This is a genomic window from Isoptericola sp. NPDC058082, assembly GCF_042885055.1.
In the GTDB taxonomy this organism is placed as follows: Bacteria; Actinomycetota; Actinomycetes; order Actinomycetales; family Cellulomonadaceae; genus Isoptericola.
The window spans coordinates 438,920-462,998 of sequence record NZ_JBHVSQ010000002.1 but is presented as its reverse complement, the minus strand read 5'-3'; the positions used below and the strand labels follow the sequence as shown (position 1 = coordinate 462,998).

Genomic DNA, 24,079 nt, shown 5'->3' with positions numbered 1-24,079 from the left:
GCGACGAGGTGCGCGTCGTGGGTGCTCGCCGCGACGGTGGCGCCGTGCCGGGCCGGGGGGGGGGGGGGACCCCACCCCCCCCCCCCCCCCACTACCTCGCGGGGGCTCGTGCTACCTCGCGGGTCAGGCCGGGTCGGACGGGGAGATCTGCGGCGCCGGCGCGTTGCCCGCCTTGAGGGCGGCGAGCCGGGCCTCGAGCTCGATGTCCTTGTCGGACGCCTCCAGCTCGGCGAACTGGGAGTCGAGGGACGCCGCCGCGACCTCGGCCTGACCCATCGCCATGGCCTCCTCGCGGCGCACGGTCTCCTCGTAGCGGGCCAGCTCGCTGGTCGGGTCGAGCACGTTGATGGAGCTGATCGCGCCCTGCACGGTCTGCTGCGCCTGCGCCGCCTTCTGGCGGGCGACGAGCTGGTCGCGCCGGGACTTGAGCTCGCCCAGCTTGTCCTTCATCGCGGCCAGGCCGGTCTTGAGCTTCTCGACCGTGACGCGCTGCTGCTCGATCATCGGCTGCGCCGTCTTGACCTCGGACTCGGCGTCGAGCTGCTTGCGCAGCGCCACCTTGGCGAGGCTGTCGAACTTGTCGGCGTCGGCCGTGTTGCCGGCGGACCGGTACTCGTCGGCCTTGCGCGACGCGGCGAGGGCCTTGGTGCCCCACTCGCTCGCCGCCTGGACGTCCTCGTTGTAGTCCTGCTCGGCGAGGCGCAGGTTGCCGATGGTCTGGGCGATGGCCTGCTCGGCCTCCGCGATGTTGTTCGTGTAGTCGCGGACCAGCTGGTCCAGCATCTTCTGCGGGTCCTCGGCGCGGTCGAGCAGCGCGTTGATGTTCGCCTTCGCGAGCTGGCTGATGCGCCCGAGGATGCTCTGCTTCTGCGTCATGGTCGTGCTTCCTTCCGTCGCCCTGCTGAGATGGTGTGCCGTCGTCGTGTGCCTGCCAGAACGTGCGCCGCCCCGGACCGGTTCCGGCCCGTACGACGGGGTCAGAAGCGGCCGCCGCGCGACCTCCCGCCGCGGCCGCCGCCGCTGCTCCGGCCGCCGCCGAAGCCGCCGCCACCGCGGCCACCGCCGAAACCACCGCCATAGCCGCCCCGGCGCCGGCCGCCCCCGTAGCCGCCGCCGAACCCGCCGCTGATGCCGCCGCCGGACCCGCGCAGCACGGAGTCGAGCAGGATCCCGCCCAGCACCATGCCGCCGACGTTCGGCCCGCCCTGTCCGCCCTGGTTCGCGCCCCACGACGAGGTGTCCTGCTCCGCGAGCTGCGTCCCCTGCTGGGCGTACCGCTCGGCCTGCTGGGCGCGCTCGAGGGCCGCCGTCGGGTCCTGCGACTGGAGCGCCTGGGCCTCGGCGACGAGCCGCGCCGCCTCGGCCAGGCGGGTCCGGGCCTCGGGGCCGACGGCTCCGCGCCGCGTCGCGACGTAGTCCTGCGTGGCGCGCACCTGCGAGTCCACGCGGCCGAGCGTGTCGCGCAGCAGGGCGCGGGCGCGGGCGTCCGCCTCCGCCTTCTCGCGCGCCGGGGCGAGCGCGGTGTCCAGGGCGGCCTCGGCCGCGGTGAGCCGGTGCAGCGCGGCGAGCGGGTCGCCCCCGGACCGGGCGTCGCGCGCCTGGGTCATCGCGGACTCGGCCTCGGCGAGCGCGGCGGCCACGGCCGCCCGGTCCGCCTGGCCGTCGCCCGCACCGCCGGCGGGCACGAGGCGGGCGGCGTCGGCCACGTCCTGGCCGATCGACGCGAGGCCCTTGTCCAGGTCGGCGCCGGCGGTGGCGAGCTGCGCGCCCGCCTGGTCGACGGCGTCGAGCAGCGTCGCGGCCTGCCCGAGCGCGTTCTGCGCCGCCCGGAGGTGGGCGACCGAGGCGGCGCGGGTGCGGCCGGTGAGGGCGGTGCGGCCCGAGGCGACGGCCTCGCGGGCGTGCGCCACGAGGGCGGTCGCCTGGTCGGGGTTGCCGCGGACGGAGGCGAGCGCGGAGGCCGGGTACGACGCCGCGAGCCCGTCGAGCGTCTCGCGCGCCACCGGGACGCGGGCCTCGATCTCGCCGGCGCGCTGCTCCGTCTCGTCCAGCAGCTCGGGGGCCCGCTGCTGGAGGGCGCGCAGCTCGTCGAACGCGTCGGTCTGCGCATCGAGCGACGCCCCGGCGTGCTCGGTCAGCTCGAGGATGCCGGCGAGCAGCTGGCGGCGGCGCGGCTCGCTGTCCGGAACGTCGTCGTCGAGCTCCTGGCGCAGATGGAAGGCTTGCCCGACGTCGGCCTTCGCGACCTCCAGAGCCGCGGAGAAGTCCTGGGTGGCCTCCAGCCCGAACTCCGCCTGGGCGAAGCCCAGCTCCTGCTCCGACGTGCGCAGGGCGTCGTCGATCTCGACGAGCGCGGTGCCCACGCGGCGCTCGAGCTCCTCGGTCGGCACGGCGGACAGGTCGCCCGGACCGGCCGGGGCGGCGGTGCCCTGCTTCCTGCGGCGCGACCGGACCCAGAGCCAGCCACCGACCCCGCCCGCCACGGCGACGCCGCCCACCGCGGCCGCCACGCCCCAGCCGCCGCCGGAGGACGTCGTGCCGCCGGTGCGGATCGTGTCCGCGGCGGCGATCGCCGCGCCGGCCCAGTCGTCGTCGCGCAGGTGGTCCTCGGCGACCTGCTCCACCTGGTCGAGCTGCGCGTCCGAGAGGCCGTTGTTCGTGTCCACCGACAGCCCGTACGCGCGGTCCTGGGTGGCGACGGCGAGCAGCAGGTCGTTCACCCCGAGGCCCGCGTCCGTCGCGGTGCGGTTCGCCCAGTCGCGTCCGTCGGTGCCGTCGAACGAGTCCACGTAGACGACGAACAGCTGGTACGGCGTGTCGTCCGCGAGCTGGTCGAGCGAGGCCTGCACCTGCGCCACGTCGCCGTCGTCGAGCACCCCCGACTGGTCGGTGATCTCGCTGTCGAGCTGGGTCAGGGGAGGGACGGCGGAGGCGCTGAGCGCGAGGACGGCGGCGCCGGCGAGCGCCAGCACCAGGGCCAGCACGCACGCACCGACGGCCGCTGCGGCGCGGCGCGGCGCAGCGGGGGCGACACGGGGATTCACGACCCGATCGTGTCGCGCGCGGGCATCCGACGCAATTGCGGCACCGACGCCGGCCCGCCCTCCGGGCCGGGCATCAGGGCTCGACGCCACCCTCGACGCCGCCCTCGACGTCGCCCGGGGCGGCGGACCGCAACCGCTCCAGGAGCGGGCCGGCCGCCTCGTCGAGGAACTGGCCCTGGCGCTCGTCCCCGATCTGCACGAGCGCCAGGTCCGTGAACCCCGCCTCCCAGTAGGCGGAGGCGGCCTCGACGACCGCGTCCAGGTCCGGGCCGCACGGGATCGAGTCCGCGACGTCCTCGGGGCGGACGAACGCGGTGGCGCGGTCGAAGGCCTCGGTGGTGGGCAGGTTGGCGTTCACCGGCCAGCCGAGGCCGAACCAGCGGAACTGCTCGTGCGCGCGGGCGATCGCCGCGTCCCGGTCCGGGTCCCACGAGATCGGCATCTGGCCGATCTTCCGCGACGGCGGCAGCGCCGCGTCCTCACGGACGGCGTCCCACCGCTCGACCAGGCCAGCCTTCGGCTCGGTCGCCACGAGGTGGTCGGCGAGCGGCGCGAAGTGCTCGACCGACTGCCGGCCCGAGACGGCCACGCCGATGTCGACCGGCTCGTCCGGCAGGTCCCACAGTCGCGCCGAGTCCACCTGGAAGTGGTCACCGCGGTAGCTGACGAGGTCGCCGCTGAAGAGCACGGAGATGATCTCGACGGCCTCCGCCAGCAGCTCGTGCCGCTCGTCGACGGCGGGCCAGCCGGCGCCGACGACGTGCTCGTTGAGGTTCTCGCCGGCGCCGAGGCCGAGGGTGAACCGGCCGTCGGAGAGCAGCCCGACCGTCGCCGCCTTCTGCGCCACGACGGCCGGGTGGTAGCGCAGCGTCGGGCAGGTCACGTACGTCATGAGCCCCACGCGCTCGGTCGCGTGCGCCACGGCCCCGAGCACGCTCCACGCGTACGGGGAGTGGCCCTGCGCGTCCAACCACGGGAAGTAGTGGTCGCTCATGACCTCGAAGTCGAAGCCGGCCCGCTCGCCGCGCACCGCGTACTCGACGAGGCGCTTCGGGCCGGCCTGCTCGGTCATCAGGGTGTAGCCGAAACGGGTCATGCGGCCACCGTGCGACGGCGGGTGGATGCCCGCACGCCGTCGTCGTCCCGGACTACCGCGCGGCGTCGGGGGCCTCGAGGTCCTCCGCGTCGACGATGCGGTACGCGTAGCCCTGCTCGGCGAGGAACCGCTGCCGGTGGGCGGCGAAGTCCTGGTCCACGGTGTCGCGGGCGACGACGGCGTAGAAGTGCGCCGTCCGGCCGTCGGCCTTGGGCCGCATGACGCGCCCCAGCCGCTGCGCCTCCTCCTGGCGCGACCCGAACGACCCGGACACCTGGATCGCCACGGACGCCTCCGGCAGGTCGATGGAGAAGTTCGCGACCTTCGACACCACGAGGCGGCTGATCTCGCCCTCCCGGAAGGCGGCGAACAGCTTCTGGCGCTCGCGGACCGTCGTCGCGCCCGTGATGAGCGGCGCGTCGAGGTGCTGGCTGAGCTCCTCCAGCTGGTCGAGGTACTGGCCGATGACGAGCACCTGGTCGTCCGGGTGCTGCGCGACGATCCGCTCGACGACGCGGTTCTTGCCCGGCGCGCACGCGGCCAGGCGGTACTTGTCCTCCGGCTCGGCCGTCGCGTACACCATCCGCTCGTGCTCGGGCAGCGTGAGGCGCACCTCCACGCAGTCGGCGGGCGCGATGTAGCCCTGCGCCTCGATGTCCTTCCACGGGGCGTCGTAGCGCTTGGGGCCGATGAGGCTGAACACCTCGTCCTCGCGCCCGTCCTCGCGCACCAGCGTGGCGGTGAGGCCGAGGCGCCGGCGCGCCTGCAGGTCCGCCGTCATGCGGAAGATCGGCGCGGGCAGCAGGTGCACCTCGTCGTAGAGGATGAGGCCCCAGTCGCGGGCGTCGAGCAGCTCGAGGTGGCTGTACACGCCCTTCCGCTTGGTGGTGAGCACCTGGTACGTGGCGATCGTGACGGGCTTGATCTCCTTGCGGGAGCCCGAGTACTCGCCGATCTCGTCCTCGGTCAGCGTGGTGCGGCGCACCAGCTCGTCGCGCCACTGGCGGGCGCTGACGGTGTTGGTCACGAGGATGAGCGTGGTGGTGCCGGACTTCGCCATCGCGCCCGCGCCGACGATCGTCTTGCCGGCGCCGCAGGGCAGCACGACGACGCCGGAGCCGCCGTGCCAGAAGCCGTCCACGGCCTGCGCCTGGTAGGGGCGCATCTCCCACGTCTTCGGCTGCTCGTGCGGGGTGCGGGGGTGCGTGGGGGAGGCCAGCGCGATCTCGTGCTTCTCGCCGTCGACGTACCCGGCGAGGTCCTCGGCGGGCCAGCCGAGCTTCACCAGGACCTGCTTCAGATGGCCGCGCTCGGACGGGTGCACGACGACGGTCTGCTCGTCGACGTGGTCGCCCACCAGGCCGGCGGTGCGCTTCGACTTGAGCACCTCGGCGAGCACGGCCCGGTCCGTCGACTCGAGCACGAGACCGTGCGTGGGATGCGTCGCGAGCGTCAGCCGTCCGTACCTCCCCATCGTCTCCGCGACGTCGATGAGCAGCGCGTGCGGCACCGGGTACCGGGAGTACTCGATGAGCGTGTTGACGACCTGCTCCGCGTCGTGGCCCGCGGCGCGGGCGTTCCACAGCCCCAGGCTGGTGAGCCGGTAGGTGTGCACGTGCTCCGGCGCGCGCTCCAGCTCCGCGAACGGCGCGATGGCGCGGCGCGCGTCGTCCGCGCGAGGGTGGTCCACCTCCAGCAGGATGGACTTGTCGCTCTGCACGATGAGCGGGCCGTCGGTCATGCGGCTCCTTCCGAGGGGTGGCGATCCAGGGTCTGGACCCGAGGCGTCAACGTCGTGGGCGGGCGCGCTTGTTCCGTGGCGGCGTCCGGCGAGGTCAGCCGTCCACCGGCTCCACGCCGGCGATGCGGTGCACGGCGACGGTGAGCTCCGCCTCGCGCGCCGGGTCCAGCGCGCGCAGCCGGCCGCCGTCGAGGCGCAGCGGCTTGAGCGCGCGCCGCTCCAGCGTGCCCGACGCGCCGACCATCTCGATCCACACGACGCGGCCGTCGCGCAGCGCGTCGTGCAGGGTGGCCAGCGCGTCGCCGGGCTCGGCGGTGCGAGGGCGGCCGCCCGTCGCGGTGGCCCGGCCGCCGTTCGCGGGCCCCCGCGGGGTCGTCCCGACGGCGCCCGACGGTGCGGCGCGGTGCGCGCCGGCCAGCCGGTCCACGGCCGTCTCGTCGCCGGCGTCCGCGGCGCGCAGGCGGGCCACCAGGTGGGCGCGGGCGTCGTCCGACGTCGCCTCCGGCTCGGCGACCGGGCCGCGGCGCGGGTCGCGCGGGGAGCGGTCCGGACGCGGCGGCCGGCGCAGGCGCGCGCTGAGCACGCGGCCGTCGGGGCCCTCGACGGCGGACAGCAGGCCGCGGGCACGCAGCGCGTCGTGCAGCTCGACGGCGGGGACCGTCGCGGCGAGCACCGTGGGCGCCAGCCGCACCAGGCCCAGGTGGGCGAGCCGAGGGTCCGCCACCAGCCCGGCGAGCACCGCCGGGTCCGCCGCGCGCACGTACGAGCCGGCCGACCCCACCCGCAGCGACTCGTGCCGGCGCGCCGTGTCGCGCACCAGGTACTCCAGCGGCTGCGGCACGGGCACGCGGGAGCGGCGGGCGAACGCGTCCAGCAGCTCGTCCGCCGTCGTGCCGTGGTCCAGCGCGCGCGTCACCGACGACGGCGAGAAGCGCACCGTCGTCGCCGCCCCGCGCGACTCCACGTCGGCCGACCGCTCCAGCAGGAGGGCGAGGGCCTGCGACGGCCGGCCCGGCACGATGCCGGTGAGGTCGCCCTGCAGCAGCACCTCGTCCACCTCCGGCGGCAGCGCCGCGCGCAGCGCCGCCTCCAGGTCGTGCGGGGTGTCCGACCCCTGCGGGGTCAGGTGGGCGAGGACGGCGGTGCCGGGGCCGGACAGCGCCCCCGCGCCCGTCGCGCCGAGCAGCGCGGCCTCCGTCAGCAGGCCGGCGACCGCCTGCTCCGGGGGCACCGTGCGCGGAGCGTGCCAGCGCAGCACGGTCATGACGGCGTCGACGTCGAGCGCCGTGCCCGGCTGCGCCGCCAGGACCTGCAGCACCTGACGACGCAGCCGCGGCACCCAGCCGCGGTGCAGGTCGCCGGACAGCGGCGCCCGCAGGTTCCCCTTCTCGTCGCGCGAGCCCACCAGCCACGGCGTGCGTCGCGAGCCCGACCACGCCGCCGCGAGCAGCGCCCAGCGCTCGGCGTCGTCCATCACCTCCCAGCGGTCGGCGACGGTCGTGGGCCGGTACGACGGCGGCGCCTCGCCGTCGTCGGCCACCACGCCCGCGGCGGCCGCCAGCTCGACGACGAACGCCGTGTCCGCCTCGTCGGCACCGAGCGCCTGGGCCGTGCGGCGCAGGTCGCGCACGCCGAGGCCCCCGCTGCGCAGCACCGCCGGCGCCGTGTCGTCCCAGGCGGCGACCAGGAGGTCGACGCGGCGCACGAGCTCGAGCGCGGCGCTCGCGGCCTCCGCGTCGACGACCACCTGCGGCACCGCGCGGCCGTCCGGCCGGGGCGGCGCGAGCTCGGGGGAGCGGTGCGTGCGACCGCCGCGCAGCGCGAGCCCGACGTCGCGCGGCAGCGTCACGTGCCGGGCGTCCGTGCGCAGCAGCAGCCGCGCGTCGACCAGGGCGTCGACGGCCGCCCGCGCTGGTGTCCCCGGCGCCGGGACCAGGCCGATCGGCGGGCCCCACGTCAGCGCGTCCAGCACCTCCTGCCCGCCGCGCGGCAGGTCGGGCAGGTGCGGGCCGCTCGTGTCGGTGCCTGCGGCGCTTTCGGGCCCGGTCGGCGACAGGGAGGGACGGGAGTCGGGGCGGACGGGTCCGAGGCCCGCCGGGTGCGGGCCGAGGACGTCGTCCAGCCCGGGCGCGGGGCGCAGGTCCGGGCGGCCGGGCTCGCCCGCGTCCCACAGCAGCGCCGCGGTCAGCGCGTCGGCGAGCGATCGCTCGACGGCGGACCCGCCGTCGAGCGTGCTCCCGCCGTCGTCCGTGTCGCCGGTGTCGTCGGTGTCGTCGGTGCCGTCCGCGCCGACCGCGTGCCGCACGTCGTCAGGGGACACCGGGCCGTCCCCGGCGAGCGCGACGACGGCCTCCAGCGCCTGCAGGGTGCGGGCGTCCGCGTGCGCCAGCGCCCGCTCGAGGGCCGTGCGGCTCGACGCGCGGGCGGCCAGCGACCGCAGCGTCGACGGTGACGGGGTGGCCAGGTCGGGCCGGGCGCGCAGCAGGGCGAGCAGCTCGGCGTCGTCGCGGCCGCGGATCGCCTCGGTGAAGGTCCGGGGCGCGCCCGTGGCGCCGGCGCCGTCCGCGACGTCGGCCTCCGCCGTGCGCCGGGGCGACGTGCTGGCCATCTGATCGATGCTACGCGCCGCCCCCTCGTCGCCGAACAGGTCGTTGTGCACCGAATACGGACTCGGAACGTGCGCAACTGCCTGTTCGGCGACAGCCCGACGGTCGTCAGCCCCGGGCCGTGCGGCGGCAGACCTCGTCCCACGGGGTGGGCTCGAGGCCCCAGCGGTCGCGGGCGGCGGAGTCGTCGAGGACGTACGGCCGCTCCCACTGGTAGCCGAGCTGGCGCAGCTCGCGCAGGAGCGGGGAGAAGGCGGAGACGGCGGCGAGCGCAGGGCCCCGCAGCGAGCGGACGCGGACGGGCGGGTGCCCGGCGGTGGCGAGCACGTCGGCGAGCGCCTGGGCCTGGGTGCGGGGCGCGTTGCTCGGCACGTGCCAGGTGCGGCCGTGCGCACCCGCGTCCTCCGCCGCGGCGACCAGGGTGCGCGCGACGTCGCCGACGTCGGTGAACGTGTGCGGCTGGTCGGTGCGGCCCATCATCGTCACGGCCCGGCCCTCCAGGGCGGCGGGCAGCACGCGCGACACGTGCCCGTTGCCGCCGACGCCGGGGCCCATGTAGTCGGACGCGCGGACCTCGACGGCGCCGCGCAGCCGGCCCGCCTCGAACGCGTGCCGGGCGTCGGACCACAGCCGGGCGCGCAGGCGGCCCTTGTGGTCGGTGGCCGCGTCGGGCAGGTCCTCGGTCATCGGCCCGTCGACCGGGCCGTACGGGTAGAGGTTGCCGGTGATCGCGTAGACGGCGCCCGTGCGCTCGGCGGCGGCGAGGAACGCGGCCGCGAGCGGCGGCCAGGCGCGCTCCCACTGCGTGTAGTCGCCGGGGTTGGCGCAGTTGTACAGGACGTCGGCACCGTCGGCCGCGCGGCTCAGGGCGTCGGCGTCGGAGGCGTCGAGCGCGGCGTGCCCGACCCCGGCGATCCCGGTGTCGCGCCCGCTGCGGGTGACGACGGTGACGTCGGAGCCGCGCTCGGCGAGCAGGGCGGCGACGTGCCGGCCCACGGGCCCGGCGCCGACGATCAGGTGACGGTCGGTCATGACTGGTGCTCCAATCCGAGAGCGGTGCTCTCTGTCTGGTCGATCGTGGCACGCCGCCGACCGCCTGACAAGAGCGATGCTCTCGTTGGTGACGACTGCTCTCGCGTGACAGGCTGAGGCCCATGGTCGACGCTCCCCGCACCGCCCGCGCCCTCGCCCGCGAGACGCTCACCCGCGAGATCCGCGCCGCAGCCCGCGCCCGCCTCGCGACCGACGGCCCGGTCGCCCTGTCGCTGCGCGCCGTCGCGCGCGACGTCGGGATGGTCTCCTCCGCCGTCTACCGCTACTTCCCCAGCCGCGACGCGCTGCTCACCGCGCTGATCGTCGAGTGCTACGACGAGCTCGGCACCGCCGTCGAGGACGCGGACGCCGCGGTGGCCGACCGCGACGACGTCGCCGCCCGCTGGCTCGCCGCCTGCCGCGCGCTGCGGGCGTGGGCCGTCACGCACCCCGCGGAGCTCGGCCTGCTGTACGGCACGCCGGTGCCCGGGTACGCCGCGCCGCGCGACACCGTCGACCCGGCCACCCGCGTCGTCCGCGTGCTGGTGACCGTCGTGGCGCGCGCCCACGCGGCCGGCGCGACCCCGCGGCCCGCGCCGGACGGTGCCCCCGACGCCACCGCCGTCGTCGACCCGGCACGGCGGTTCGTCGCCGAGCGAGGGATCGTGCAGGACGCGCCCACGGAGCTGGTCGCCCGCACGCTCATGGCCTGGACCACCCTGTTCGGCACCGTGTCGTTCGAGATCTTCGGGCACCTCGTCGGCTCCGTCGCCGACCCGGAGGCGTGGTTCGACGCCGTCGCCCTCCGCCTGGCCGCCGACCTCGGCATCCGCTGACGACGCCGGGCCCGGGGCGCGGACCCGGACCGATGCGGCACCCTGCCGCACCGGCCGGTAGCCTGAGCCTCTGGCCGTGTGCCGGGCGCGCGCCCGTGCACCGGCCGGATCCGGCTCCGCGCACCGGCGCGGGGCCGTAGTCGACGACGAGCACGAAGAGGTTCAGGTGCCCACCGGCAAGGTCAAGTGGTACGACGCGGAGCGCGGGTTCGGCTTCATCGCCAGCGAGGACGGTGGGGAGATCTTCCTGCACGCGTCCGCGCTGCCCTCGGACGTCGAGGGCGTCAAGCCCGGTGCCCGGGTCGAGTTCGGTGTGGCCGACGGCCGTCGCGGCCCGTCCGCGCTGTCCGTGAAGCTCCTGGACCCGGCGCCGTCGGTGGCCAAGGCCAAGCGCAAGGCGCCGTCCGAGATGGCCGGCATCGTCGAGGACCTCATCAAGGTGCTCGACCGCGTGGGCGACCAGCTGAAGCGGGGCAAGTACCCGGACGCCGCGGGGGGCAAGCGCGTGGCCACGCTGCTGCGCGCCGTCGCCGACGACCTCGACTCCTGACGCTCCGGCCGACGACCACGCCCGAGACGAGGGCCCGAGACGAGGACATGACGAGCACGAAGAGGACGAGGACATGGTGACCGCTGCCGCTGACGCCCCCGCACGCACGACGCGGGTCAGCTCCCGCGCGCGCAAGGACGCCGTGCTGCTCGGCGCGGTCGACCTGGCACGCGAGGCCGCGCAGGAGGGCGCGTCGTCGCCGTCGGACGTCGGCGAGCACCTGGGCGCGGTCGCCGAGGGCGAGCGCCTCATGTCCCACCGGTTCGCCGCGACGATGCCGGGCTACCGCGGCTGGCACTGGACCGTGACGCTGGCGCGCGTGCCGCGCGGGAAGGTCGCGACGGTGTGCGAGGTCGAGCTGCTGCCCGGCGACGACGCCCTGCTCGCGCCGGCCTGGCTGCCGTGGTCGGAGCGCCTGCGCCCGGGCGACGTCGGTCCCGGCGACACGCTGCCGTTCAAGGCCGACGACCCGCGCCTCGAGCCCGGCTGGAAGGCCACGGGCGACGAGGAGCTCGACTCCGTCGCGATCGACGAGCTCGCCCTCGCGCGCGAGCGCGTGCTGTCCCCGCAGGGCCGTGACGAGGCCGCCGAGCGCTGGTACCGCGGCTCGCGCGGCCCGACGGCGCCGGGCGCGGTCGCCTCGCCCGCGGAGTGCACGACGTGCGGCTTCCTCGTGCCGCTCCAGGGTCCGCTCGGCCAGCTCTTCGGCGTCTGCGCCAACGCGTGGTCGCCCGACGACGGCAAGGTCGTGTCGCTGGACCACGGCTGCGGCGCGCACTCCGAGACCGACGCCCCGCACCCGCCGAGCGACTGGCCGGCCGACGCGCCGCTCATCGACGAGCTCCGGGTGGAGGCCGTGACGGTCGAGCGGCGCGCGCCGCAGAGCGACGCGCCTGCCGACACCGCCGACGCGGCCCGTGACGGCACGACCGACGTCGCGGAGGCGGACGCCGCTCCCGAGCGCCCCGTCGCCGAGTGACGGGCGACGTCTTCGGGACCGCCGCGCTGCGGCACGCGGTAACGGAGGCGTGGCTCGGGTCGAGCACGCGCTTCCGGGAGGACGCGAACGCGGAGGAGGACCATGCGCGCGGCTACTACCGCGACCGCGTGGTGACCGAGCTCGCGCAGAACGCCGCCGACGCGGCCGCGCGGGCCGGTGTCCGCGGGCGGCTGCTGCTGCGCCTCACCGAGCTCACCGACGACCCGCGCGGCGTCGCGGTCCTCGTCGCCGCCAACACCGGCGCCCCGCTGACCGCGGAGGGCGTCGCGTCCCTCGCGTCCCTGCGCGCGTCGGCGAAGACGGGCTCCTCGGCGGCGGAGTCCGCCGAGCCCCCCGCGGGGACCTCCGCCGAGGTGGGCCGCTTCGGCGTCGGCTTCGCCGCGGTGCGGGCGGTCGCCGACGAGGCCACGGTGCGCTCCACCACCGGCGGCGTGCGGTTCTCCCTCCCGGCGACGCGCGACCTGCTCGACGACGTCGCCCCGGAGGGCTCGCCGCTGCGGGACGCCGTCGCCGGGCGCGGCGACGACCTGCCGGTGCTGCGCCTGCCGTTCCCGGCGCCCGCGCTGGGCGAGGCGGCCGACGGGGCCGACGGGGCCGACGACGTGGGGGACGGCTTCGCCACCGTCGTCGAGCTGGTGCTGCGCGACGCCGACGCGGCGGGGTCCGTGCGCGCGCAGCTCGACGCCGTCGACGACGCGCTGCTGCTCGCGCTGCCCGCCCTCGCCTCGGTCACCGTGCACGGCGACGACGGGCGGACGCGGGTGCTCGCCGACGTCGACGACCGGTGGGCGGTGCTGCGCCGGTCGGGCGCGGTGGCCGACGACGAGACGGCGGACCTTCCCCTCGAGCAGCGCCGCCAGCGTTGGACCCTCGCGTGGGCGGTGCGCCGGCACGCGGGCACGCCGGGCGACGGCGCGGCGGCCGACCACGGCGCCGTGCTGCACGCGCCCACGCCGACGGACGTGCCGCTGACGTTCCCGGCGCTGCTGGTGGCGTCGTTCCCCGTGGACCCGGGCCGCCGGCGCGTGCTGCCGGGGCCGCTGACCGACCGCCTCACGGCCGAGGCCGGCCGCGCGTACGCCGACCTGCTGGCCGGGCTGGCGCACGAGCGGGGCGCGGACGTGCTCGACCTCGTGCCCGGCGGGATGCCCGCCGGGGACCTCGACGCCGCCGTCCGCGAGTCCGCCCTCGACGCGCTGCGCTCGGTGCCCCTGCTGCCCGCGCCGCCCGACACGTCCGCGGGCGACGACGCGCCCGTCGCGGCCAGGGTCGCCCCCGCCGACGCGACGGTGCTGGTGGGCGCGGCGGGGGACGACCCGCGGCTCGTCGGCGTGCTGGCCGGCGTCGTGCCGGGGCTGGTGGCGCTCACGACGGTTCAGCAGGGCGTGGCACGCCGGCTGGGCGCGACGCCCACGACGCTCGCCGACGTCGTCGCCGAACTGCCCGGCGGCCTGCCCCCGTCGCGCTGGCACGCGCTGTGCGACGCGCTCGAGCCGTACGCCGTCGACCCGGGGGTGCTGGAGGCGCTGGCCGGCGCGCGCGTGCCGCTCGCGGGCGGGCGCACGGCGTCCGGGGTGCGGGGCACGGTCGTGCTGCCGGAGGACGACGACGATCCCGCGCTCGCCGCGGTCGCCCGGACGCTGGGCGTGCGCGTGGTGCACCCGGACGCGGCGCACCCGCTGCTGGTGCGGGCGGGGGCGTCGTCCACCAGCCCGCGCGCGCTGCTCGACGACGCGGGGGTGCGCGCGCTCGCGCTGGCGGCGTCGGAGGCGCTGCTCGACGGCGCGCCCGAGGTGCCGGAGACCGGCGCGGTCGCGGCGCCCACCCTGGTGGGGCCGGTGGACGAGGGCCCGCGCGAGGTGGTGCAGAACGTGCTCGCGCTGGCGCGCCTGGCGCACGCGGGCGGCGGGCAGGACTTCCCGTTCTGGCTCGGCGAGCTGCCGGTGCCGACCGAGGACGGCTGGCGCCCCGCGCGCGAGGCCGTGCTGCCCGGGTCGTGGGCGGCCGGGGCGATGCCGGGGCTCGCACCCGTCACGCGCGCGGCCGTCGCGTACTACCCCGCCCCGCTGCTCGTGGCGCTGGGCGTGCGGGCGGACGTCGACACGTACCGCGTCAGCGACGTGCTCACGCCCGACCCCGCGGACCCCGAGGCCGAGCACGGGCCGGACGACCCGGCGGGCTGGCTGTCCGGGTGGGAGGACTACCTGGAGTTCCTCGCCGGCCGGCTCGGACCCGGCGTCGACGTCGGGGACGTGGAGGCGGTCGCGGACCTCGACGCGGTGGGCGACAGCGACACCGACGACGCCGACGACGCCGACGACACCGACGAGGCGGACGCCGACCCGTGGGGGCCGGTGCTCGCCGCGCTCGTCGCGGACCCGGACGCGCGCCGCGCGCTCGTCACCCCCGTGGCCGGGGCGCCGTCGTACACGGCGTGGTGGCTGCGCGACCGCCTGGGCGCGCCGTTCGCCGCACACGACGGGGTGCCGCTGCTGCCGCCCGCGCCGCCCGCCGTCGCCGCCCTGGACGCGGAGGCGCGCCGGGCGCTCGGCGTGGTCGACGGCCTCGACCGGCTCGACCCGATGGACTGGCCCGCGGCGCTCGACCGGCTGCCCGACGTCGGCACCTCCGTGCCGCTGCCCGTCGCGCTCGGCGTGTGGCGGGGCCTCGCGGGGCTCGCGGTGCGGCTCGCGCCCGCCGCCCGGGCCGCCGCGCTCGACCCGCTGCCGGACCGGCTGCCCGCGCTCGACGCGAGCGACGTCGTCGTGCGCCGGGCCGACGACGTCGAGGTGGCCGGCACGGCGCGCTGGGCCGTGCTGGGCGCGGTGCTGCCCGTGCCCGAGGCGGAGGTCGCGGCGGTGGCCGACCTGCTCGACCTGCCGGTGGTGGGGGAGGACGGGCTGCCCGCCCCCGACGGGCCGGGCCGCGAGCGGGCGCTCGACGAGCGCGTGGCCGCCCTCGACCCGCGGCTGCCCGAGGTGTGGTTCGAGCACGGCCGGCTGTCCGTGGCCGGCAGCCCCGTGCCGTGGTGGGTGGACGCCGACGGGCGCGCGCACGCCACCGACCGGGCCGGGCTCGCCGCCGCGCTCGCCGACGTGCTGGGCAGGCCGGACCGGTGCGCGCTGCTCGCCACGGTGCTCGCCGCGCCGGAGCGCGCCGCCGAGCTCTGGGTCACGACGGCCTGGGGCTGACGGGTCGCCGCCGGGCGTCCGTACGATGTCCGGGTGCTCGAACCGCAGAATCTGACGCCGTCGACCGCGGGCGCGCTGCGCCGCCTCACCCTCTTCACCGGCTCGTCGCCGGGCCGCGACCCGCGGTACGCCGCGGCCGTGCGCGACCTGGCAGCGGAGCTGGCCGGCCGCGGCGTCGGCGTCGTCTACGGCGGCGGCCGCGTCGGGCTGATGGGCGAGGTCGCGGACGCCGCTCTCGCCGGCGGCGGCGAGGTGCTCGGCGTCATGCCGCAGGCGCTGGTCGACGGCGAGATCGCGCACCCCGGCCTCACGCGGCTGGAGGTCGTCGCCGACATGCACGAGCGCAAGCTGCGGATGGGTGAGCTCGGCGACGGGTTCGTCGCGCTGCCGGGCGGCGCGGGCACCCTGGAGGAGCTGTTCGAGGTGTGGACCTGGCAGCAGCTCGGCATCCACGCCAAGCCCGTGGCGCTGTACGACGTCGGCGGGTTCTGGCAGCCCCTGCTCGCGATGGTCGACCACATGGTCGCCGAGGGGTTCCTCGCGTCGGCCTACCGCGACGCGCTGGTCGTCGCCGACACGCCGGCGGCTCTCCTCGACGCGCTGGACGCCTGGCGCGCGCCCGCTGCCAAGTGGGGGCGCTGAGGCCCGGGAGGGTCAGTCCTCGCCGCGGTACTCGTCGCGGTGCTTGCGCTCCCACAGCATGCCGGCACCGCCGAGGAGGACGCCCGCCACGCAGGTGACGACCGCCTCCTGGGTCCCGCGGCCCATCAGGTACACGACGAGCGTCGCGACGAGCGCGACCGCCCACAGGCCGATGCCGCCGAGCAGCACGCGCCGCAGGTCGACGCGCAGCGGCGGCGGACCGGGGCGGCGCTCCTCGGGATGGGTGAGCAGGCGGACGAGCGAGGGCACCCGCTCATCCTATGCCGCGGGACCCGGGACCGTGGCCCGCGGCGGCAGTCGTCCGAGGCACCTCGCCCATGACGCGGGGGCGTGGTTGAAATGCGGGTGAAACCGCAGGTCAGCGGGTGAAAACCCGGTCGGGTGAAAGCCGGGGTGAAAGGGCCCCGGAAGGCTCTCCGCAAGCCCCGTGACGCTCCTACCTTGGTGACGCCACCGTGCACGGGCACGGTGCCCGACCCGGGAGAGGAGGCCGCCGTGATCACCGTCTCGGACATCGGCCAGCCCCTCCGGTCGCGCACCGCCGCGCTGCGGGCCGCGCGCCTCAAGGAGGTGCGGGACTCGTTCCGCGCGGAGTCGTGGCAGACCTCCTACCGCCGCCGCCTGGTGCGCACGGACGTCGTCGTGGTGGTGGCAGCGGCGGTGGCCGCCGCCGTCGTGCGGGGCGTCGCCGTGCACGACCACGTCACGCCCTCGGTGCTGGGGGACCAGCTGCTGTCCGTCGTCGTCCTGGTGACGACGTGGCTCGGCAGCCTGTGGGTCGCCCGCGCCTACGACGTGCGGGTGTTCGCGTCCGGGCCGGCCGAGTACCAGCGGGTGTTCGACGCGTCGTGGCGGCTCGTGGCCCCGCTCGCTCTGCTCGCCCTGCTCGTCGCGCGGCCCGGGATCTCGACGTTCCTGCTCGTCGCGGTGCCCACCGGCATCGTCGCGCTGCTGCTCGGTCGGTGGCTGTGCCGCGGCTGGCTGCACCGGCAGCGCCGGCAGGGCGCGTGCGTCACGCTCGTCCTCGCGGTGGGGCTGCGCGACCAGGTGGAGCGGCTCGTGCACGAGCTCAACGACCGCACCTCCGGGTACCGCGTGGTCGGGGTGTGCGTGCCGACGTCCGACGACGTGCGGCCGGGCGAGGAGATCCTCGGCGTCCCCGTGCTCGGGGACCTGCGCACCGCCGGCACGATGGCGGCCCAGGTGGGTGCGGACTGCGTCGCGGTCAGCGGGTCCGACGCGATCACCGCGGACGTCGTGCGCAAGCTCGGGTGGGAGCTCGAGCCCGCCGGCGTGGACCTCATGCTCACCGCCGAGCTGGCCGACGTCGCGGGGCCGCGCATCACCGTCACCCCCGAGCAGTCGGTGTCCCTGCTGCACGTCGACGCCCCGCGCTTCACGGGGCCGCGGTACGTGCTCAAGTCGGTCGTGGACTGGACGGGCGCCGCGCTCATCACGCTGCTCCTGCTGCCCGTGATGGCGGTCGTCGCCCTCGCCGTGCGGGTCACCAGCCGCGGGCCCGTGCTGTTCCGCCAGGACCGGGTCGGGCGCGACGGCCACACGTTCGAGATGCTGAAGTTCCGCAGCATGCGCCAGGGTGCGGACCGCGAGCACACCGTGCTGACCGGGCCCAGCGACGGCGACGGCGTCCTGTTCAAGCTGCACGACGACCCGCGCATCACCCCGGTCGGGCGCGTGCTGCGCCGGCTGTCCCTCGACGAGCTGCCGCAGCTGTTCAACGTGCTCGCCGGCCAGATGTCGCTCGTCGGGCCGCGGCCGCCGCTGCCCGCCGAGGTGTCGAGGTACGAGGCGCGCGTGCGGCGGCGGCTGCGCGTCAAGCCCGGCCTCACCGGGCTGTGGCAGGTGGGCGGCCGGTCCGACCTGTCGTGGGAGGAAGGCGTGCGTCTCGACGTCTTCTACGCGGAGAACTGGACCGTGTTCGGCGACCTCCTCATCCTCGCCCGCACCGCGAAAGCCGTGGTCACAGGGCGCGGGGCGTACTGACAGGGTTCACGCCTTCACGCAACGACGTCACCAGACGGCCCACGTGGTGTCGGAGCCACGCGTAGGACCGCCAGTACTCGTCGTCGGGGCGGCCGTACGGGTCGGGGACGTCGTCGTCGCCGTCCTGGCCGAGGAACCGTGGGCGAAGCGCCAGAGCCGCCGGGACGAGCGCGGCCAGACGCCCGGCGTCGTCGGCGCCCTGGGCTGCGCCGCGCGGCAGGTGCGACGCCAGCCGCGACAGCTCGCCCAGCGTGACCGTACGCCGCACCGCGGACGGCTGGAGCGCGAGCGCCGGCGCCCGGTGGGCCGCCGTGGCCGTCACGATCAGGTCGGCGCCGGCCATCAGGTCGGCGGTCAGAGGGCGGGACCGGAAGGCGTCGGTGCGGATCGCGTCCTCGCGCAGGTGCGCGGCCATGCGGTCGTCGATCGCCCAGCCCGGCAGCGCCGCGGTCCCCGCGCTCGTGACCAGCACGCTGTCGTCGACGGCCCGGGTCAGGAGGAGCTGCACCGCCGGAGACCGGCAGATGTTCCCGGTGCACACCACCAAGATCCGGTAGGTCATCCCGGTCCTCCCTTCGATCGCCGACTCCCCGGTTCACGATGCCGCCGTGCCCGACCGTGGGTAGCGTGACTGCGACGCACCGCCCGACGCCATCACACGACGGGGGAGCCCGTGACGCATCCCGGATGGGGAGACAGGTGGGCCGCCGCCCCGGTCCCGGCGCCTGGCACGCCGACGGGCCGTGCGACCGACGGGCGACGTCCGGTTCGGTCCAGGCCCCGGTCGGGGCGGGGACGTCGCCGCCTCCGCGTGGCTGTCTGGGTGCTGGTGGCGCTGCTCCTGGTGCTCGGGCTCCTGCTCGCCCGCGTCGTCACCGACGCCCTCCGGGCACGGGACGCCCTCGAGCGTGCGGCGGCCGGTATCGCGGTCCTCACCCCGGACGCCGTCGCCGGCCGGACCGATCGGGTGGACGCCGCCCTCGCCGCACTGCAGGAAGACACCGCCGACGCGGTCCGGGCGACGAGCGGCGTGCACTGGTCGCTCGCCGAGCGCCTCCCGTTCGTGGGGTCGACCGTGGACGCGGTGGCGACGCTCGCCGAGGTGAGCGACGACCTGGCGCACGGCCCGCTGGACGCGCTCGTGAGCGTGGCAGAGGCGGTCAACCCCGCCACCGTGGCGCCGCAGGACGGCGCAGTCCGGCTCGGGCCGCTGCAGGACGTCGCGGCCGAGGTGGTGGGGGCTGACACCGACCTCGAGGTCGCGCAGCAGAGGGTGGCGGGCATCGACGACACGCTGATGCCCCAGGTCGACGACGCCGTCGCCTCGGTCGACGCCGAGCTCGCCGAGGTGCGGTCCACCACCGCGACGGCCGCGCGCGCCGCGCTGCTGCTCCCCGCGATGCTGGGAGCACAGGGCGAACGCAAGTACCTGGTGCTGGTGCAGTCGAACGCCGAGCCCCGGGCGCTCGGCGGTATCCCAGGGGCGTTCATCCTGCTCCGTGCCGAGGACGGTGAGGTGACGATCGAGGACCAGCGAGCAGCGTCGTCGCTCGGAGTCTTCGATGCGCCGGTCCTCGACCTCGACGAGTCCGAGAGCGCCCTGTTCGGCGACAAGCTGGCGCGGTTCGGGCAGAACGTCACCATGACGCCGGACTTCCCGCGCGCGGCAGCGCTCGCCCGCGAGATGTGGCGCGAGCGGACCGGCGTCGCCGTCGACGGCGTGCTCTCGCTGGACCCGGTGGCGCTCGCCGACGTCCTCGCCGTGGACGGCCCGATCGAGGTGCCCGACGGCCGTGAGCTCGAGGGGGAGAAGCTGGTGCGGTTCCTCCTGCACGGTGTCTACCTGGGGTACCCCGACCCGCGCGAGCAGGACGAGGTCTTCGCCGACGTGGCGCGGTCGGCCTTCGAGCGCGTGATGAGCGGCTCCGCCGACACGTCCGGCGTTCTGGAGGCCCTCGCACGGAGCACCCGCGAGGGCCGGGTGATGCTGTGGTCCGCTGACGCGGACGAGCAGAAGGTGCTCGACGGCACCGTGCTCGACGGGTCGCTGCGTGGCATCCAAGGGGACGCCACCCCGGTGGTGGGCGTCTACTCACAGCTGACGCGCGCGGCGAAGATGGGTTGGTTCCTGGACTCCGACGTCGAGGTGGAGGTCGTGGCGGACCGGCCGGACGGTTCGCACGAGCTCGCGGTCACCGTGTCGTATACGAACACCGCGACGCGGGACGAGGCGCGAGGTCTGCCCCGATATGTCGCGGGAATGGGCGACGGAGATCCCGGTGAGATCAGGATGAATTCGCTGGTCTATGCGCCGGCCGGGGGAAGAATCATGTCCGCACATGACAATGGACGGAATGTCGGTCTTTTCCCACAGGCGCATCATCGACTCATTGTCGGAGCTCGAACTCTGGATCTGGCGCCAGGGGAGACAAACTCCGTGACCTATGTGATGATCACCGGGAAGCACCAATCCGGCGACGTTGCCATTCGATCGACGCCGGGCGCCCGCGCTCAGCGTTGAGGCCACGGTTCGGAAGCGAGAAGGCTGGGGTGTGCCCGTCACGGGCGCCGCACCGGGTGCCTGCGGGCACTTACCTCAAGAATCCGCAGACCCAGGGACTAAGAGCATGCTTCGACGTCTGGTATCCCTCGCCGGCGCAATGATCGCCATGACCGCCGTTCCGGCGACGGCGGCCACTGCCGACACGGATTTCACGTACTCTCCCGACGAATACAGCCTGACCCTCAGCGTCACCACCGCGACCGTCGGCGTGCCGTTCACGATCACCGTCTCCGGCCCCGTCGGGAACTCGTCGTTCACCGTCGAGATTCCCGGGATCGACGACGGCGCGATCGAGGTCGCGGGTGCTCAGACCGCGTCCACCACGGACGGCACGGCGACGTTCGCCGCCACCTTGCCCCAGGCGGGCACGTACACCGTGACCGCCACGGACGCCGAGGGACAGGACGCCGGCACCGCGAGCGTGACCGCCGTGGCCGCCGGCGACGACGGTGGTGACGAAGGCGATGGTGTCGCCGGGGTCGTCGATGACGGCGACTCCACCTCCGGCGCCGGGTTGCTCCCCGTCACCGGAGCGGGTGGCGCACCGTACCTGCTCGCGGCTGGGGCTCTCCTGGTGCTCGGCATCGCGGCACTGGTCGTGGCCCGGGTGCGCGGGCGGAGCCACCGCGCCGTGCCCGGGGACGGCTCCCCGTGACGGCCGACGCCCGGTGACCCCGGGAGCCGGCCCCCATGACCGTCGAGAGGGACATCCCATCCGTCGCTGAAGACTTCGGGACCATCCGCCCCCAGAACGATCGCCGCACGACGCCACCAGAACGATCCATGCCCCTGGGTGGGACCACCCCGGTGGGGCCCCCGAGGACCGGGGCCCGCTGGCAGGCGTCGCTCAGCGGGCGGGTTCTCCTGGTGGACGTCGCGGCGATCGTCGTCGCGGTCGTGGCCGCCTATGTCGTCCGCTTCGACCTCGAGGTCGACGTCGGTCTGTTGGAGCCGCGTGGCGGGCAGTATCTGCTGATCTCGGTGGTGCTGGCCGAGGCCTGGGTGCTCGCGCTGGGGCTCGGCGGAGCGCGGAGCCACCGGGTCATCGGCGCGGGGCGGGAGGAGAACCTGCGCGTGGTACGCGCGTCCCTCGCCCTCTTCGGGTTCGCCGCGGTGGTCTGCTACCTGCTCAAGTTCGACCTCGCGCGGTCCTACGTGGCAGTTGCCCTGCCCCTCGGACTGGTGTCGATCCTGGCCGGACGTCGCTGGGTCGCGCGCCGGCTGCGTGCCGACCGGGCACGGGGGGAGTACCGCCGTCGCACGTTGCTCGTCGGGGCGTTCGAGACCGTGCAGGATCTCGGTATCCGCATGCGCCGGGAGCGCAGCGCCGGATTCGACGTGATCGGCGTGTGCCTGCCGGGCGGTGCCGCCACACCGTCCCCGCTGCCCGGGGTACCGGTGCTCGGCGATGTCCGCGACGTAGCCGCCGTCGCCCGGCGGACCCGGGTCGACGCCGTCGCCGTCACAGCGTCCGACACCGCCACGACCCGGACCATCAAGCAGATCGCCTGGGACCTCGAGCCCAGCGGCGCCGACCTGCTCGTGGTGCCCGGACTGGCAGACGTGGCCAGCCCGCGGCTCCTCATGACCCCCGTCGACGGTGTCCCCGTGGTCCAGGTGACACCTCCCGGGTACACCGGCACGCAGCACGCTCTCAAGCGAGCTTTCGACGTCGTCGTCGCCGGCCTCGGGCTCGCGGTCGTCACCGTCCCCCTCCTGCTGATCGCTGCCCTCGTCCGCCTCACCAGCCCTGGGCCAGCCCTGTTCCGTCAGGAGCGCGTCGGCCTGAACGGCGAGCCTTTCACGCTCTACAAGCTGCGCACGATGCGCACCGGAGCCGAGGCCCAGCTGGGTCACGCCCTCGGTGGGGCCGCCGGCGTGTTCTACAAGCCCAAGGCCGACCCGCGTGTCACCCGCCTCGGGCAGTTCCTCCGGCGCTACTCCGTCGACGAGTTCCCGCAGCTGATCAACGTGCTCCGCGGCGACATGAGCCTCGTCGGACCCCGGCCCCAGGTCGCCCTCGAGGTGGCGCAGTACGACGACGCCCTGCGGCGGCGGCTGCTCGTCAAGCCCGGCCTCACCGGTCTGTGGCAGGTCAGCGGTCGCAGCGACCTCCCGCTCGACCAGAGCGTGCGGCTGGACCTGTACTACGTGGAGAACTGGACGCTGCTGGGAGACGTCGCGATCCTGCTCCGCACCGCGCGAGCGATGCTCCGCCCCGAAGGTGCTTACTGAGCGCTCTCGATGGGCCTTCGTCCCGTCGTGGCCGTGCCGGGGGGTGGCGCGACCGAGTACGCCGCCGCGGTAACCATGGCCAGACCGACGACGAAGTAGAGCTCGTTGTGGCTCGAGTAGAAGGTGGTGGCCGCGATCAGCGCGACGAGGAAGGACGCGAGCACGACGTCGCGCTTCACGACCAGGAGGTAGAGCGTCCGGACCAGGAGTGCGCCGAGCAGCAGGACGAGCCATACCGGCAGCTCCAGCGCGATGGACCCGAAGGTCGAGTGGAGCGGCGCGGAGCCCTCCAGCATCGTGCTGTAGGCGGTCGGGTCGCGCACGGCAAAGGTCGTGAGGTCGACGTCGCTCGCGACGATCACGCCGGAGAACCCGCCGGGTGTGATGCCGAGCACGAGGTTGCCGATGTTCTCGAGCTTGAGCTGTGCCCCGAGCGACAGCAGGACGAGATGCGCGCTGGTGGATGCGTTCGTCGCGTCGCCCGGGGCGAGCACGCGCCCGACGGCACCGAAGAGGTCCGACGCGTTCCGCGCCAGGACGAGCGGTATCAGGACGGTCACCCCGACCAGCAGGTGCGCGAGGTACACCTGCCACGCCTCGGTCGCCCGCCGCCGGACCTTCGAGTACTCGACGACGAACGCGACGACGAAGAAGGGTGCGAAGAAGAAGGGCATGCGTGAGTAGGTGATCAGCGAGATGGCGAAGAAGGAGACGCCGACCAGGAGCCGGAGCGGTGACCGCATGAACCGTAGTGCGGCGAACGCCAGGAGACAGGCGGCGATCGAGGTGTGGGAGTTGTCGTCGAACCCGAGGCGCGGGTACGGAAGGCCGGCGGCGACGTCGAACGCCAGATAGACGAGCATGACGACCAGTGCCAGCGGGATCGCTCGGCGCAGGCCGAGCAGGAACGCTTCTCCTGCACCGTGCTCCTTGCTGAGCCGGAAGACCACCAGTAGATAGACGGCTGCCACGAGGAAGTACAAGCCGTGAGACACCGATGCGCGATAGCCGTACGTGACCGCGACATGGACGGCAGCGAGGACGACCGAAGCCACGGAGAAGACGATCACGATCACGTCGCGGGCGCGGAGAACGCGCGGGAATGCGAGGAACAGGAGGGCCAAGGACAGGATCTGAGCGACGTTCGACAAGGCGAACCGCCCGCCGAGCTTGTGGCTGAGGAGCATGCCGATGACTGCCACCGTCGTCGACGCGGCGACGAGCCGAAGGCGCCGTGGTTCGGCGGGAGCGAGCATGGCGTCGCCGGTGGTGGCACGCGTCGGCGAGCGCGGTGATCGGCGTCCCTCCGGAACTGTGACGGCGTCCTGAGCGCTCGGCATCTTCGACCTCTCAGAGGGCCCGGCGACGGTGGAAAACCTGGCAGCTCAACTTCCTCCTGCAGTGCACCAGAGACGCCGTGGTCGTGCCACTCGCGCACACTCGAGAACCGAGGGTTAGGCTCGCAGCACCGGTGATCGCGTCGGCCCGCTCTGCGGGGCCGGCTGGTTCTCGTACGAA

General features: G+C 75.3%; 18 protein-coding genes. 9 read left to right on the top strand and 9 right to left on the bottom strand.

Features of this window, described 5'->3' with window-relative positions; translation table 11 throughout:
- Positions 1-123: 123 nt before the first annotated feature.
- The 6 genes from ACFVS0_RS05060 to ACFVS0_RS05035 form a co-directional block, all read right to left on the bottom strand.
- A complete protein-coding gene (locus ACFVS0_RS05060) occupies positions 124-876 on the bottom strand; it encodes a PspA/IM30 family protein (RefSeq protein ID WP_430548637.1) in 753 nt (250 codons plus the stop codon).
- 101 nt (positions 877-977) lie between these two features.
- Complete coding sequence (locus tag ACFVS0_RS05055; RefSeq protein WP_430587340.1) at positions 978-3,044, bottom strand: TPM domain-containing protein; 2,067 nt, start codon at positions 3,042-3,044, stop codon at positions 978-980.
- A gap of 73 nt (positions 3,045-3,117) precedes the next feature.
- Positions 3,118-4,140: a TIGR03557 family F420-dependent LLM class oxidoreductase gene (locus ACFVS0_RS05050; protein WP_430548639.1), complete on the bottom strand. Its 1,023-nt coding sequence runs from the start codon at positions 4,138-4,140 to the stop codon at positions 3,118-3,120.
- A gap of 52 nt (positions 4,141-4,192) precedes the next feature.
- The gene (locus ACFVS0_RS05045; protein WP_430548640.1) at positions 4,193-5,881 is read right to left on the bottom strand and encodes a DNA repair helicase XPB; all 1,689 of its coding nucleotides are present in this window, start codon (positions 5,879-5,881) and stop codon (positions 4,193-4,195) included.
- A gap of 94 nt (positions 5,882-5,975) precedes the next feature.
- Entirely contained in the window at positions 5,976-8,489 is a 2,514-nt protein-coding gene (locus ACFVS0_RS05040; RefSeq protein WP_430587339.1) for a helicase-associated domain-containing protein, read from the bottom strand.
- A gap of 106 nt (positions 8,490-8,595) precedes the next feature.
- Complete coding sequence (locus ACFVS0_RS05035; protein ID WP_430587338.1) at positions 8,596-9,519, bottom strand: NAD-dependent epimerase/dehydratase family protein; 924 nt, start codon at positions 9,517-9,519, stop codon at positions 8,596-8,598.
- A gap of 122 nt (positions 9,520-9,641) precedes the next feature.
- On the opposite strand from ACFVS0_RS05035, the gene ACFVS0_RS05030 reads away from it, so the two are divergent.
- The 5 genes from ACFVS0_RS05030 to ACFVS0_RS05010 all read left to right on the top strand — a co-directional run bounded on the left by ACFVS0_RS05030 (position 9,642) and on the right by ACFVS0_RS05010 (position 15,738).
- Positions 9,642-10,355 carry a TetR/AcrR family transcriptional regulator gene (locus ACFVS0_RS05030; RefSeq protein ID WP_430586360.1) on the top strand — a complete coding sequence of 238 codons (714 nt, stop codon included), beginning with the start codon at positions 9,642-9,644 and terminating at the stop codon, positions 10,353-10,355.
- 166 nt (positions 10,356-10,521) lie between these two features.
- Positions 10,522-10,905, top strand: coding sequence for a cold-shock protein (locus tag ACFVS0_RS05025; RefSeq protein ID WP_430548644.1), 384 nt, complete (start codon positions 10,522-10,524; stop codon positions 10,903-10,905).
- 73 nt (positions 10,906-10,978) lie between these two features.
- Positions 10,979-11,884 carry a DUF3027 domain-containing protein gene (locus tag ACFVS0_RS05020; protein WP_430548645.1) on the top strand — a complete coding sequence of 302 codons (906 nt, stop codon included), beginning with the start codon at positions 10,979-10,981 and terminating at the stop codon, positions 11,882-11,884.
- Entirely contained in the window at positions 11,881-15,096 is a 3,216-nt protein-coding gene (locus ACFVS0_RS05015; protein ID WP_430587337.1) for a sacsin N-terminal ATP-binding-like domain-containing protein, read from the top strand. Before ACFVS0_RS05020 ends, ACFVS0_RS05015 begins: the two co-directional genes overlap by 4 nt.
- Positions 15,097-15,129: 33 nt before the next feature.
- The gene (locus tag ACFVS0_RS05010; RefSeq protein ID WP_430548647.1) at positions 15,130-15,738 is read left to right on the top strand and encodes a TIGR00730 family Rossman fold protein; all 609 of its coding nucleotides are present in this window, start codon (positions 15,130-15,132) and stop codon (positions 15,736-15,738) included.
- Between the two features lie 12 nt (positions 15,739-15,750).
- Here the strand turns inward: ACFVS0_RS05010 and ACFVS0_RS05005 are convergent, their stop codons facing one another.
- Positions 15,751-16,008, bottom strand: a complete 258-nt coding sequence (locus ACFVS0_RS05005) for a DUF2530 domain-containing protein (protein ID WP_430548648.1) — start codon at positions 16,006-16,008, stop codon at positions 15,751-15,753.
- Between the two features lie 246 nt (positions 16,009-16,254).
- On the opposite strand from ACFVS0_RS05005, the gene ACFVS0_RS05000 reads away from it, so the two are divergent.
- Positions 16,255-17,763, top strand: a complete 1,509-nt coding sequence (locus ACFVS0_RS05000; RefSeq protein ID WP_430548649.1) for a sugar transferase — start codon at positions 16,255-16,257, stop codon at positions 17,761-17,763.
- Here the strand turns inward: ACFVS0_RS05000 and ACFVS0_RS04995 are convergent.
- Positions 17,741-18,325, bottom strand: coding sequence for a low molecular weight phosphatase family protein (locus ACFVS0_RS04995; RefSeq protein ID WP_430587336.1), 585 nt, complete (start codon positions 18,323-18,325; stop codon positions 17,741-17,743). The two genes, ACFVS0_RS05000 and ACFVS0_RS04995, sit on opposite strands and share 23 nt — an antisense overlap.
- A 405-nt stretch (positions 18,326-18,730) precedes the next feature.
- Between ACFVS0_RS04995 and ACFVS0_RS04990 the strand changes: the two genes are divergently transcribed.
- The 3 genes from ACFVS0_RS04990 (at position 18,731) to ACFVS0_RS04980 (ending at position 22,561) form a co-directional block, all read left to right on the top strand.
- A complete protein-coding gene (locus ACFVS0_RS04990) occupies positions 18,731-20,284 on the top strand; it encodes a DUF4012 domain-containing protein (RefSeq protein ID WP_430587335.1) in 1,554 nt (517 codons plus the stop codon).
- A gap of 31 nt (positions 20,285-20,315) precedes the next feature.
- Positions 20,316-20,981 (top strand): hypothetical protein, encoded by a 666-nt coding sequence (locus tag ACFVS0_RS04985; RefSeq protein ID WP_430587334.1) that lies wholly within the window; start codon positions 20,316-20,318, stop codon positions 20,979-20,981.
- Between the two features lie 128 nt (positions 20,982-21,109).
- A complete protein-coding gene (locus ACFVS0_RS04980; RefSeq protein WP_430587333.1) occupies positions 21,110-22,561 on the top strand; it encodes a sugar transferase in 1,452 nt (483 codons plus the stop codon).
- Here ACFVS0_RS04980 and ACFVS0_RS04975 read toward each other — a convergent pair.
- A complete protein-coding gene (locus ACFVS0_RS04975) occupies positions 22,555-23,748 on the bottom strand; it encodes a hypothetical protein (protein ID WP_430587332.1) in 1,194 nt (397 codons plus the stop codon). The two genes, ACFVS0_RS04980 and ACFVS0_RS04975, sit on opposite strands and share 7 nt — an antisense overlap.
- Positions 23,749-24,079: the final 331 nt, after the last annotated feature.

Excerpts from the sequence above, each read along its gene's own strand:
- ACFVS0_RS04980 (WP_430587333.1), top strand. The coding sequence starts at position 21,110 with ATGCCCCTGGGTGGGACCACCCCGGTGGGGCCCCCGAGGACCGGGGCC.
- ACFVS0_RS05060 (WP_430548637.1), bottom strand. The coding sequence starts at position 876 with ATGACGCAGAAGCAGAGCATCCTCGGGCGCATCAGCCAGCTCGCGAAG.
- ACFVS0_RS05045 (WP_430548640.1), bottom strand. The coding sequence starts at position 5,881 with ATGACCGACGGCCCGCTCATCGTGCAGAGCGACAAGTCCATCCTGCTG.
- ACFVS0_RS05050 (WP_430548639.1), bottom strand. The coding sequence starts at position 4,140 with ATGACCCGTTTCGGCTACACCCTGATGACCGAGCAGGCCGGCCCGAAG.
- ACFVS0_RS04975 (WP_430587332.1), bottom strand. The coding sequence starts at position 23,748 with ATGCTCCTCAGCCACAAGCTCGGCGGGCGGTTCGCCTTGTCGAACGTC.
- ACFVS0_RS05030 (WP_430586360.1), top strand. The coding sequence starts at position 9,642 with ATGGTCGACGCTCCCCGCACCGCCCGCGCCCTCGCCCGCGAGACGCTC.
- ACFVS0_RS05035 (WP_430587338.1), bottom strand. The coding sequence starts at position 9,519 with ATGACCGACCGTCACCTGATCGTCGGCGCCGGGCCCGTGGGCCGGCAC.
- ACFVS0_RS04995 (WP_430587336.1), bottom strand. The coding sequence starts at position 18,325 with ATGACCTACCGGATCTTGGTGGTGTGCACCGGGAACATCTGCCGGTCT.
- ACFVS0_RS05040 (WP_430587339.1), bottom strand. The coding sequence starts at position 8,489 with ATGGCCAGCACGTCGCCCCGGCGCACGGCGGAGGCCGACGTCGCGGAC.
- ACFVS0_RS05020 (WP_430548645.1), top strand. The coding sequence starts at position 10,979 with ATGGTGACCGCTGCCGCTGACGCCCCCGCACGCACGACGCGGGTCAGC.